Annotated in this window: 10 protein-coding genes; 4 read left to right on the top strand and 6 right to left on the bottom strand. The window is 66.1% G+C overall.

What is annotated here, in order from left to right:
* Positions 1-59: 59 nt before the first annotated feature.
* The 3 genes from ACP7AG_RS00515 to ACP7AG_RS00505 form a co-directional block, all read right to left on the bottom strand.
* Positions 60-302 (bottom strand): hypothetical protein, encoded by a 243-nt coding sequence (locus tag ACP7AG_RS00515; RefSeq protein ID WP_426029410.1) that lies wholly within the window; start codon positions 300-302, stop codon positions 60-62.
* Positions 303-433: 131 nt separating this feature from the next.
* Positions 434-1087, bottom strand: coding sequence for a fructose-6-phosphate aldolase (gene fsa, locus ACP7AG_RS00510; RefSeq protein ID WP_426029409.1), 654 nt, complete (start codon positions 1085-1087; stop codon positions 434-436).
* Between the two features lie 74 nt (positions 1088-1161).
* Positions 1162-1701, bottom strand: coding sequence for a D-glycero-alpha-D-manno-heptose-1,7-bisphosphate 7-phosphatase (locus ACP7AG_RS00505; protein WP_426029408.1), 540 nt, complete (start codon positions 1699-1701; stop codon positions 1162-1164).
* A 109-nt stretch (positions 1702-1810) separates the two neighbouring features.
* Here ACP7AG_RS00505 and ACP7AG_RS00500 point away from each other — a divergent pair, with 109 nt between their 5' ends.
* Positions 1811-2968 carry an AGE family epimerase/isomerase gene (locus ACP7AG_RS00500; protein ID WP_426029407.1) on the top strand — a complete coding sequence of 386 codons (1158 nt, stop codon included), beginning with the start codon at positions 1811-1813 and terminating at the stop codon, positions 2966-2968.
* Here the strand turns inward: ACP7AG_RS00500 and ACP7AG_RS00495 are convergent.
* A complete protein-coding gene (locus ACP7AG_RS00495) occupies positions 2952-4268 on the bottom strand; it encodes a mannose-1-phosphate guanylyltransferase/mannose-6-phosphate isomerase (protein ID WP_426029406.1) in 1317 nt (438 codons plus the stop codon). The genes ACP7AG_RS00500 and ACP7AG_RS00495 overlap by 17 nt on opposite strands.
* A 102-nt stretch (positions 4269-4370) precedes the next feature.
* Entirely contained in the window at positions 4371-6407 is a 2037-nt protein-coding gene (locus tag ACP7AG_RS00490) for an NAD(+) synthase (protein WP_426029405.1), read from the bottom strand.
* A 177-nt stretch (positions 6408-6584) separates the two neighbouring features.
* On the opposite strand from ACP7AG_RS00490, the gene tkt reads away from it, so the two are divergent.
* Both tkt and ACP7AG_RS00480 read left to right on the top strand, forming a co-directional pair.
* Complete coding sequence (tkt, locus tag ACP7AG_RS00485; RefSeq protein WP_426029404.1) at positions 6585-8543, top strand: transketolase; 1959 nt, start codon at positions 6585-6587, stop codon at positions 8541-8543.
* A 21-nt stretch (positions 8544-8564) separates the two neighbouring features.
* A complete protein-coding gene (locus tag ACP7AG_RS00480; RefSeq protein WP_426029403.1) occupies positions 8565-9701 on the top strand; it encodes a sugar phosphate nucleotidyltransferase in 1137 nt (378 codons plus the stop codon).
* 142 nt (positions 9702-9843) lie between these two features.
* Here the strand turns inward: ACP7AG_RS00480 and ACP7AG_RS00475 are convergent, their stop codons facing one another.
* The gene (locus ACP7AG_RS00475; RefSeq protein WP_426029402.1) at positions 9844-11049 is read right to left on the bottom strand and encodes an AGE family epimerase/isomerase; all 1206 of its coding nucleotides are present in this window, start codon (positions 11047-11049) and stop codon (positions 9844-9846) included.
* 83 nt (positions 11050-11132) lie between these two features.
* On the opposite strand from ACP7AG_RS00475, the gene ACP7AG_RS00470 reads away from it, so the two are divergent.
* Positions 11133-12185, top strand: a complete 1053-nt coding sequence (locus ACP7AG_RS00470; RefSeq protein WP_426029401.1) for a dehydrogenase — start codon at positions 11133-11135, stop codon at positions 12183-12185.
* Positions 12186-12261 lie beyond the last annotated feature (76 nt).

The following is a 12261-nucleotide window of genomic DNA, read 5'->3' as shown; positions in this document are numbered from 1 at the left end:
CGGCGACAGAGAGAAATGATCTCCCTATCTAGGCCGGTTTCTTGAAACCGCCAACGTCGTTACGCGAAGCGCGGCTCCGCCGACGTCGAATGATTTAGCCCCCACTCGCTGGCGAACTTGCGGCTTACCGTCTCGTCCTCGAACACCACCTTGCGAAGTTCACCCGCCAGCTCTGGAGCGTTGTGGATCATCACGAACGGGAAACCGTTGCGCGACAGGAAGGCCTGCACGAAATTGGAGAACCGCAGGGCCTCGTCGGCGGAGGCGATGCAGATTTCAACAGCGATGTCGGCGACGTTCATGGCGCGCTCCCGCGTGGGTACTGAGACCCTAACGCACGAACTCGCAATTGCGAACCGCCTTCGCAGTCGCAAAAAGCAACGGCCCCGAAATCCTCCGGGGCCGCGCAGAAATCGAACAGGATTTGACGGTCCTACAGGATCGATTGCCCGGTTCCGGCCCAATCCTTCAGGAATTGCTCCAGGCCCTTGTCGGTCAGGGGATGCTTGAAAAGGTCGGCGAAGGTGGCCGGGGGGATGGTCACCACATCGGCGCCGACGATGGCCGCGTCCTTGACGTGGGCGACATGGCGCACCGAGGCGGCCAGGATTTCGGTCTCGTAGCCGTAGTTGTCGTAGATCGTGCGGATGTCGCGGATCAGGTCCATGCCGTCGAAGCCAAAGTCATCCAGCCGGCCGATGAACGGCGAGACATAGGTCGCACCGGCCTTGGCGGCCAGCAAGGCCTGGGTCGCCGAGAAACACAGGGTGACGTTGGTCAAGATGCCCTCGCTGGCGAAGGCGGCGGTGGCGATCAAGCCGTCGCGGGTTAGCGGCACCTTGACCACGACATTGGGCGCGATGCCGGCAAGCTTCTTGCCCTCGGCGATCATCGCCTCGTGGGTGGTGGCGGCGACTTCGGCGCTGATCGGGCCGGGGATCAGGTCGCAGATCTCGGCGATCACCTCGAGCATCGGCCGCCCGGACCTGGCGATCAGCGTCGGGTTGGTGGTCACGCCGTCCACCAAGCCCGTCGAGGCCAGATCGGCGATGATCTTGGTGTCGGTGCTGTCGAGGAAGATCTGCATGGGCCTGCGCTTCTTGTTCTGGAGTTTGGGTTGGGTTTATCCGTCCGGGGGCGGCGCGCCAACCGGGAAAGTCCCTAACGGTCGGCCTCGGGGAGGCGCGGACCCAGGGACTCGCGCAGGAAGTCCAGCAGGTCGCCCCCCCTGAACCGCAGTCCCTCGACCCCGGCTCGCCGCGCGGCCTCGACATCGGACGCCTTGTCGCCGACCAGCACCGTCTCCTCCGGCGCCAGTGACCAGTCGGTCAGACCGCGCAGGATCATGCCGGGATTGGGCTTGCGATCGGGATGGTCGGGATGGCGATAGCGCTCGACCACGCCGTCCTCGTGATGCGGCGCGACGTAGAAGGCGTCGATCCGGGCGCCGACTTCCGCCAAGTCCGCCTGCATCGCAGCGTGAAAGCCTTCAACCTGGGCTTCGGTGAAATAGCCGCGCGCCACGCCCGACTGGTTGGTGACCACCAGCACTTTCACCCCCGCCGCGTGAAGGATCGCGACGGCCTCGCGGGCCCCTGGAATCCAGTCCAGCTGAGCAGGCTCGAAGACATAGCCGTGATCGAGGTTCAGCACCCCGTCGCGGTCGAAGAACACGGCTTTCAGTGGTGGCTTGGCGGACATGGTTCCGCCTTACGCCAGGCGGCCCGAAGCGACAAGGCGATCACCTTGGCGAAGGGGTTGGCGAATTCCGGGGCGCATCCTAGAACGTCCTTGCCTGCAGGAGACTCCGATGACCCAAGATTTCGCCCGCCTTGTTCGCCTGCGTGATCAGTTGAAGGCCTGGGCTCTGGAAGCGGCGTTCCCGCTGTGGTGGACCGTCGGGGCGGACCATGTGCAGGGCGGGTTCTTCGAGAAGATCGCGCTGGACGGCACGCCCGTGGAGGCCCCGCGCCGGGCCAGGGTGCAGCCGCGGCAGATCTATTCCTACGCGGTGGCGGGCCTGCTGGGCTGGGAGGGCCCGTGGAAACAGGCCCTGACCCATGGCCTGGACTTCTATCTGTCCAGGTACCGCCGCCCAGACGGCTTCATGCGCACTCTGGTGGCCAGCGACGGCTCGCCGCTGGACGACACGGTCGATCTCTATGACCAAGCCTTTGGGCTGTTTGGCCTGGCCATGGCCGCCCAGGTACTACCCCAAAGGACCGACCTGCCGAGGCTGGCCACAGCGCTGCGCGACGCCCTTTACGCCACCCTCAAACACCCGATCGCGGGGTTCGAGGAAAGCGTTCCACGCACCCTGCCCTTGCTGTCCAACCCCCACATGCATCTGTTCGAGGCCAGCCTGGCCTGGATAGAGGCGGGGGGCGACGCCGCCTGGCGGGCAATGGCCGATGAGATCGCCGAACTCGCCCTTGCCAAATTCATCGATCCGGTCAGCGGCGGGCTCCGAGAATACTATGACGGCGACTGGAACCCGGCGTCGGGCGTAGCCGGTCGGATCATCGAGCCCGGCCACCAATTCGAATGGGCGTGGCTGCTATTGCGGTGGGGCCGGCTTGCCGGCCGTGACGACGCCATCGCCGCCGCCCTGCGGATGATCGCCATCGGCGAGGGGCCGGGTGTCGACCCGGCGCGCGGCGTGGCGATCTTCGCCCTGCTCGACGACATGAGCGTCCATGACGACATCGCTCGCCTCTGGGCCCAGACCGAACAGATCAAGGCCGGCGTGCTGGCCGCCCAGGTCACGGGCGACGCGCGCTGGTGGACCACGGCCGCGAACGGCGCCGAAGCCCTGCTGAAATATCTCGACACGCCGGTTCGGGGGCTGTGGCGCGACAAGCTGCGGGCCGACGGGACCTTCGTCGACGAGGCCGCGCCGGCCAGCTCGTTCTACCACATCGTCTGCGCGATCCTGGAGCTGGACCGAGCGGTCAGCGCCAGGTTGTGATCAGCACCGTGGCAGAGGTGGTGGCCGTGACGGACGCCTGATTGGTCAACTCCTGGCGATCACCCGTGGCCCAAGCGCCGGCTTCACCGGTCAGATCGCCGGCCAAAACCTGCAGGCTTCCGACCGGCAGGGTGGCGCTGGAGCCGGGTTCGAAGCGCCAGACCGCGACCGCAGCCGCTCCGGCCTGGGTCAAGGGCTGACGTTCGACTCCGCCGCCGATCGCGGTGGGATGGCGACGGGCCAGATCCCGGCCTTGGGCCTTCAGGCCGTCGACCAGCGTCTTGACCGCCTGGGCGTCGTCGCGGCGGCAGACCAGGACGGCGTCCGGCTCGACCAAGATCATAAGGTCCGACACGCCGATCACGCCGACGAAGGGCCCCGTGGAGCGTGCCAGGACGCCTGTGGTGTCCAGCAGCGTCACGTCGCCTTGAGTGGCATTGCCGACGTCGTCCTTGGGCGAGGCGTCCCAGATGGCATCCCAGGCGCCGAGGTCTGACCAGCTGAAAGCGGCGGGGGCTACAGCGGCCTTGTCGGTGCGTTCCATCACCGCGTAGTCGAGCGAAATCTTAGCGGCGCGGCGAAAGCCGCCCGCGTCGAGACGGATCATCCCGTCGTCATCGACCGCGTTGGCCATGGCGGCGCGCGCGCCCTCGGCGACGCTGGGTTCGAACTGTTCCAGTTCGCTCAACATGACGCTCGCTAGGAAGGCGAAGTTTCCGCTGTTCCACAGATAGCCCTCGGTCAAGTAGCGCTGGGCGGTTTCCAAGTCCGGCTTTTCGACGAAGGCGGCGACACGGAAGACGCCCTCGCCGGCCGGCTCGCCGGGGCGGATGTAGCCAAAGCCGGTGGCCGGAGCCGATGGCTTGACGCCGAAAGTGACGATCAAGCCCCGGGCGGCGGCGGCGGCGGCCGAACGGGCCGCGTCGCGAAATAGTTCAGGCTCGCCCACATGGTGGTCGGCCGCCAGTATCAGCGCCACCCCATCGGGATCGCGGGCCTCGACATAGGCGGCTGCAGCGGCGACGGCCGGCGCGGAGTCGCGGGCCTCGGGCTCAACCAGCACCACGATGGGCACAGCGATCTCCTCGGCCTGGCGGCGCACGAAGTCAGTCATGCTCGAGCCCGTGACGATGACGATCTCGCGCCCCTCGGCCAGATCGCTCACCCGCAGCAGGGTTTCTTGAAAGCTGGAATAGTGACCCAGCAATTTCAGGAATTGCTTCGGACGATCTGGCCGAGAGGATGGCCACAGACGCGTGCCGGAGCCGCCGCAAAGGATAACGGGATAGATCGCAGTCAAGATTTTTCCCCCTACAAGCCCGATCGACGTGTCTCTTACCAGGGCTCTAACATGTTCAAATGTCGAATCCTTATCGATCGATGGCCTGTCGATCGAAAAACTTCAACCCGGCATTCCGCCGCGCAATTCCGCCAGCCAGGCGTCGGCCGTGGCGTCTGAAGGCATGCGCCAGTCTCCGCGCGGCGACAGGGCCCCGCCGGACGAGATCTTTGGCCCGTTGGGCATGGCAGAGCGCTTGAACTGGTTGGCGAAGAACCGCTTCAGGAACAGCGCCAGCCAATGCTTGATCTCCGCCAGGTCATGGGCCCTGCGCGCCGCGTCCGGCGTGCCAACCGGCCAGGCGCCGGCGGCCGCGTCATGCCAGGCGCTCCAGGCCAGGAAGGCGATCTTCGACGGCGCCATGCCGTAGCGGGTCATGTAATAGAGGTTGAAGTCCTGCAGGGCGTAGGGGCCCACAAAGCTTTCGGTAGCCTGGGTCACTTCACCCGGCACCAGTTCCGGCGAGATCTCGGTGGCCAGTATGTCCTCGAGCAGGTCGCCGGTCGCCTCGTCCACGTCGTCAGAGGCCGCCACGAAGCGGATCAGGTGCTGAATCAGGGTCTTGGGCACGCCGCTGTTGGGGTTGTAGTGGCTCATCTGGTCGCCGACACCATAGGTGCACCAGCCCAGGGCCAGCTCCGACAGGTCGCCGGTGCCCACCACCAGCCCGCCATTCTGGTTGGCCAGTCGGAACAGATAGTCGGTGCGCAGGCCGGCCTGGACGTTCTCGAAGGTCACGTCATAGACCGGCTCGCCCCGGGAAAACGGATGGTCCAGGTCCTTCAGCAGCTGCTGGGCGGCGGGGCGGATGTCGATCTCGGCGGCGGTGACGCCCATGGCGTTCATCAGCGCCCAGGCGTTGGACTTGGTGCGGTCTGAGGTCGCGAAGCCCGGCAGGGTGTAGGCCAGGATGTTGGTCCGAGGCAGCTTCAGCTGGTCCATGACCTTGGCGGCGACGATCAGGGCCTGGGTCGAATCCAGTCCGCCGGACACGCCGATCACCAGTCTGGACAGACCTGAGGCCTCGACCCGCCGCGCCAGGCCCTGGACCTGGATATTGTAGGCCTCGTAGCAGTTCTCGGCCAGCTTGGCCGGGTCGGACGGGGTGAACGGAAAACGCTCCACGGTCCGCTTTAGCGCGAGGTCGCCGGCCGGCGGCGTGAAGTCAAAGGGGACGATCCGGAACGGCGTCAAGGGTGGGCTGAGCGTCGCGGCGTCGCCGAAGCTGACGACGCGCATGCGCTCCTGGCGGATGCGGCCGACATCGACGTCGGCCATGGCCATCACCGCCTCGGTCGAGAAGCGCGGGCTCTGGGCCAGCAGGTTTCCCAACTCGTGGATGTCGATATGGCCGTCCCAGGCCAGATCCGTCGAGCTCTCGCCCGCCCCGGCCGCCGAATAGACATAAGCGGCGATGGCCCGGGCCGACTGGCTGGCGCACAGCAGGCGGCGGGTTTCGGACTTGCCGATCGTGATGTTGCTGGCCGACAGGTTCAGCAGGATTTCGGCCCCGGCCATGGCCTGGGCGGTGCTGGGCGGGGTGGGCGTCCAGACGTCCTCGCAGATCTCGATCCCGACCGTGAAGGCGACGTCGCCCACCGCGCGCAGCAGAACGTCGGTCCCGAACGGAACGGCCTGGCCCGCGAGGTTGAGCGTGCGGCCCGTGACGCCGGCCCCCGGCGTGAACCAGCGGCGCTCGTAGAATTCGCGATAGTTGGGCAGGAAGCTCTTGGGGATCACCCCCCGCACCCGCCCGCCCTGGATCGCCACGGCGGTGTTGTAGAGCCGGCCATTGTCGCGCAGCGGCGCGCCGACCACGAACAGCGGGGCCAGGTCGTTGCTGGCCTCGGCCAGGGTGGTGATGGCCGTTTCGACGGCGTCCAGCAAGGCGTCCTGCTGCAGCAGGTCGTCGATGGCGTAGCCGGTCAAGCCCAGTTCCGGAAAGACGATGACCGCCGCGCCGGCCGCGTCGGCCTCGCGCACCAAGGCCAGCGCGCTCTGGGCGTTGGCGGCCGGATCGGCGAGCTTGACCTTCGGCGTCGCCGTCGCGACGCGGACGAAGCCGTGGCGATAGGGCGAGAAGAACGACAGGTCCGCCAAGGGTTGAGCCTTCGGTTGCGGCCGCGATCTGCGGGCATGGCTATTAGGTAACGGCGCGCGCCCGGCCGGGCAAGGGAGAGCGCGCCCGAGGCCGGCTTTGCTTGACCCCATCGGCCTCGCGTGCCACGTGCGGGCGGCGCAGACCCCCGACACAAAAGCATCAAAAGAGCCTGTCCCATGCCTGTTTCGCCCGTCAAAATGGCCGATGCGATCCGCGTTCTGTCGATGGACGCCGTCCACAAGGCCAAGTCCGGCCACCAAGGCATGCCGATGGGCATGGCCGATGTGGCGACGGTGCTGTGGAGCAAGTTCCTCAAGTTCGACGCGAGCCAGCCCGACTGGGCCGACCGCGACCGCTTCGTGCTGTCGGCCGGCCACGGCTCGATGCTGCTCTATTCTCTGCTGCACCTGACCGGCTTCAAGGCCGTGACGATGAAGGAGATCGAAAACTTCCGTCAGTGGGGTTCGATGACCCCCGGCCACCCGGAAGTGCATCACACGCCCGGAGTCGAATGCACCACGGGCCCGTTGGGCCAGGGCCTGGCGATGTCGGTCGGCATGGCCATGGCCGAGGCCCATCTGGCGTCGCGTTTCGGCAAGGACGTCGTCGATCACCGCACCTGGGTGATTGCCGGCGACGGCTGCCTGATGGAGGGCGTCAGCCACGAGGCCATCAGCCTGGCCGGGCGGTTTGGCCTGTCGAAGCTGACCGTGCTGTTTGACGACAACAACACCACCATCGACGGCGAGGCGACGATCGCCGAGACCGGCGACCAGATGGCCCGCTTCAAGGCCGCCGGCTGGGCGGTCAAGGCCGTCGATGGCCACGACCACGGCAAGATCGCCGCCGCCCTGCGCTGGGCCACCCGGCAGCACAAGCCGACCCTGATCGCCTGCAAGACCCTGATCTCCAAGGGCGCGGGCCCCAAGGAAGGCGACCCCCACAGCCACGGCTACACGCTGTTTGACGATCAGATCAAGGATGCCCGCGAGGCGATGGGCTGGACCGACGGCCCCTTCACGACGCCCGCCGATGTCGCCTCCGCCTGGAAGGCCGTCGGCCGTCGCGGCGCCAAGGCCCGCAAGGCCTGGGACGCCAAGCTGGCCGCCTCGGACCATGTCGCCGACTTCACCCGCGCCATGGCCGGCCAGCTGCCGGCCGGAGCCTATGACCGCATCGACGCTCATCTGGCCGAGGCCGCCAAGACCAAGCCGGGCAACGCGACCCGCGTCCATTCCGGCGCGGCCCTGGACCAGCTGATTCCGGCCATTCCCGAGATGATCGGCGGCTCGGCCGACCTGACGGGCTCCAACAACACCTTCGTCAAGGGCATGCGGCCCTTCGACAAGCCCGACTATGACGGCCGCTATGTCCACTACGGCGTGCGCGAGTTCGGCATGGCCGCGGCGATGAACGGCATGGCACTGCACGGCGGGGTGATCCCCTATTCGGGCACCTTCTTGGCCTTCGCCGACTACAGCCGCCCGGCCATCCGCCTGGGGGCGCTGATGGGCGCCAAGGTCATCCACGTGATGACCCACGACTCCATCGGCCTGGGCGAGGACGGCCCCACCCACCAGCCGGTCGAGCACGTCGCCAGCCTGCGCGCCATCCCTAACCTGCTGGTCTTCCGCCCGGCCGACGCGGTCGAGACCGCAGAGTGCTGGAAGATCGCCCTGGAACACCAGACCCAGCCGTCGGTGATGTGCCTGTCGCGCCAGAAGGTGCCGGGCGTGCGGGGTAGCGCCGCCGAGAACCTGTCGGCCAAGGGCGCCTATGAGCTGCTGGCCGCAGAGGGCGGAGACGCTGCGGTGACGATCTTCTCATCGGGCACCGAAGTCTCGATCGCCGTGGCGGCCCGGGACATCCTGCAGGCTCAAGGCAAGCCCACCCGCGTGGTCTCCACCCCGTGCTGGGAACTGTTCGAGCAACAGACCGCCGCTTACAAGGCCTCGGTCATCGGCACGGCCCCGGTCCGGGTCGCCGTCGAAGCCGCCGTCCGCATGGGCTGGGAGCGCTTCATCGGCGAGGACGGCAAGTTCGTGGGCATGAACCACTTCGGAGCCAGCGCCCCGTACGAGCGGCTGTACAAGGAGTTCGGCATCACCGCCGAGGCCGTGGCGTCGGCTGTTTGATCAGATTTGGACTGTAGGCGGATGATCACTCAAGCTGTTGTGCTGGTCGGCGGACTTGGCACGCGACTGGGCGCCCTGACCAAGGAGACGCCCAAGCCGCTGCTCGAGGTCGGGGGGCAACCCTTCTTGTATTGGCTGTTGCGCGAGCTGCGCCGGCACGGGGTGAGCGACGTCCTCCTGCTGGCGGGCTTCCGGGCCGAGCGGTTGCAGAGCCTCAGCGAGGCCTTCCTTGGGGTGCGTTTGGTCGTCGAGCCCGAACCTCTCGGCACGGGCGGGGCGCTACGCCACGCCGCCGATCTGCTTGATGAGCGCTTCTTCTTCCTGAATGGGGACTCGTTCTTCGACGTCAATCTCTGGGCGCTGGCGTTGGACTCGGACCAAGGCCTGGCCACCTTGGCGCTGCGTCCCGTCGAAAACGTTTCGCGCTACGGGCCCGCTGTGCTGGAGGGAGATCGGATCGTGCGGTTCGCCGAACGGCCCGAGACCGATGGCCCAGGCCTAATCAACGGTGGCGTCGCGGTGCTGTCACGCGCCATCCTCAACTACCTTCCAGCCGCCGGCCCAGCCTCGATCGAACGCCAGGTCTATCCGCGCCTTGCAAAGCAGGGCCTGCTCCGCGGCAAGGCGTACGAGCGCCCCTTCATCGATATCGGCGTGCCCGAGGATTTCGCGCAGGCGCAGGACTTCATCCCGAATCAGACCCGTCGGGGCGCTGTCGTCTTCGAATACGACAGCGTGCTCAAGGTCGAAGACGTTCACCAGTCCGAGCGGACCCAGTGGGTCACCGGCGCGATCGCGGCGATCAGGGCGGTCAACGACGCGGGCTTGTTCGCCTTCGTGGCCGCCGATCCGGGCGGAGCGACGCTTGGTCCTGGCGACGAAGCCGCCTGCGACGCGCGACATGTCTGGATGAACGCCCAGTTGAAGGCCCAAGGCGCCCATATCGACGCCTTCGCTTGCTCGTCTCATCCCAGCATGATCATGCGCCTGCTGGAGCAATTCCCGGTAATCCGCGAACGGGTGGTGATGGTCGGCGATCAACCCACCACCCCGGCCGCCGCAGAGGCGGCGGGAATACCGGGTGTTCGTTTCGAAGGTGCCGACCTGGAAGACTTTCTGCGACCCTGGATCGTCCGCTTGGCCGCTCTTGAAGCCTAGGTGTCGAAGCCCAAAGGTCGTTCACCCGGGGAGCGGCCGAGACCCACGGGTTGCGAAGCACTACCCTGGCCGAAGGTATCCCCGATGATGTTCACACGAGTGCCCGTCCGGCGTTCTTGAACAGCTATCTTGGAAACGGCACCTAGAGCGCCCCGAAAGCCTCGATCCGGGTTCGCAGCCGCAGCAGTTCGGTGAACGCCAGCTGCAGATGATAGAAGGTGGTCGAGGGAATCTTGTCGACCATGGGCTCGCCCCGAGCGTCCAGATGATCGATCCAGACGCCGCGCGGCGTGGTGTCGAGATAGCGGTCCAGCAGATTGCGCGTACAGACCCCGATCCGCTCGCGGGTGTCGAGACCATCCGTTTCCAGCATCGCCAGATTAGCTTTCAGGGCCTCGGTCTGGGGCCATGAGCGATGGCTGGCGGCGATCACCCGACCATCGATGTCGACCTGGTCGAACGTCAGGCCGGTTTCTTTGGCGACGCCGTACCGTTCAGCGCTTGCATAGAGCGCGCGGGCCAAGTCCGAAGCGTCGACGCCCAGAACCGGTCCGGCGCGATTCAGAATCCACGCCCATTCCATCTGGTGACCGGGCTCGACTAGCAAGCCCGCGGGGCTGTCCAGCGGCGACCAATCCGCCGCGAAGAGTTCGCGCAGCACGCCGCTTTCCTCGTCAATGATCCGCTCACGGAATAATAACAGGATCTCACACGCCAATTCGAAGAATTCCGAACGACCCGTGGCGTCGGCCAGTTCGATCGCCGCCTCGATCATATGCATGTGCGGGTTCTGTTGCCGAGGTCCCGTATCACCCTCTTCCGCGAGCCAGCCCAGGCCGTTTGGATGCCGTAGCCGCGCGTTCAGGGCGGTCAGCGCCGACAGGGCGCTCCGCACCACCTCCGCCTCGCCCGAAACGCGATACCACCAAGCGTGAGCAAAAAGCACGAAGGCCATGTCATAGGCGTCGCAGGTGGCGTCCAGCACGGTGCCGTCAGGCGTCAGGCGGCGCGCATAGGCGCCGTCGGCCAAGCGCGCGTTGTCGGTGAGGAACCGCCAGCCATGAGCAGCGGCCTCCTCTGCTTGAGGGTGCAGGTTTAAAAGCGCGGCCTGAGAATAGCAATATATTTGCCGCGCCTGCGCGCGAGTTCTCTTGTATTCACCCCCGACATTCGCCGCATTCAAATCTAGATGCTCTACGAATCCGCCATTCTCTCTGTCAACACCAACAGAAAACCAATATGGCAGAGCGTAATCTTTAATCCAACTGGCTACATCGTCGAAACGAATATTTATACTTTCGGATTTTACATGGCGGCTGAGATGAGAATTACTGCTGTTGAGGATCATGCGAAGGGCACGTTTTCGTTGACAGAGCGGGAGGGTGTTATATCTATTCGCCGGGCCCAGGTAGCACATTTCTCGCGGAGGCGATGATTTTCAATACCCAGAATATTCGTGTCCGCGCCCGCGCGCCGCTTCGCCTCGGCATCGCTGGCGGCGGCACCGATCTGTCGCCCTACTGCGACAAATTCGGAGGCGCGGTGCTGAACGTCACCATCGACCGGCACGCCTTCGCCTTCCTTCGTCCGCGAACAGACGGGCGAGTGTCCTTCGAGGCGCTCGATGTCGGCGTGGAGGACCTGTGCGGGACAGACGAGGTTCTGGATCGCCCCTCTCCCCTAGTGCTCCATATGGGCGTCTACCGCCGGTTCGTCCGCGACTATCTCGGCGGCAAGCCATTCGCCGTATCCGTGGCCAGCACCGTGGACGCGCCGGCCGGATCGGGACTAGGCGCGTCGTCCGCTCTCGTCGTCGCTCTGGTCGAGGCGTTCCGCGCCTATCTCGATCTGCCGCTCGGCAGCTACGACATCGCGCACCTGGCTTGGGATATCGAACGCAACGACCTGGGTCTGGCGGGCGGTCGCCAGGACCAGTACTCGGCCGCTTTCGGCGGGGTCAATTTCATCGAGTTCCTGTCGGGCGACCGAACCGTGGTCAATCCGCTGCGCCTACGCGCGGGGGTCTGCGAGGAAATCGAGTCGTCGCTCGCGATCTGCTTTACCGGACAGTCGCGGGCCTCCCACGACATCATCGTCCAGCAGCGCGCGGCGATCAGCGGCGGCCCATCCGTCGCGATCGACGCCATGCACCAATTGAAGCTCGACGCCATCGACATGAAAAGCGCCATGCTGCGGGGTGACGTCGTCGAGATGGCGACAATCCTGGACCGGTCCTGGGCGGCGAAAAAACAGACTGCGTCAGGCGTCTCCAATCCCCTGATCGACGGCCTCTACGACCTGGCCCTCGCTAATGGGGCGCTCGCGGGAAAGGTATCGGGAGCGGGCGGCGGCGGCTTCATGATGTTCATGGTTCCCCCGGAACGACGTCGCCAGTTGATCGTCGCCCTGGAGGCCCGCGGCGGTCAAGCCGACGTGGTGGCGCTGACACATACCGGCGTGGTGTCCTGGGTGGCTCCGACCTAGCGAACGACGCACGATAGGCGCTCTATCATTCCGGGGGCGCGGCGCGCGGGATCGACCTAAACGATAGATTTTGACA

Origin of the sequence: Caulobacter sp. DWP3-1-3b2, assembly GCF_049896325.1 — a bacterium.
Lineage (GTDB): Bacteria > Pseudomonadota > Alphaproteobacteria > Caulobacterales > Caulobacteraceae > Caulobacter.
This window is presented reverse-complemented; position numbering and strand designations above follow the sequence as displayed.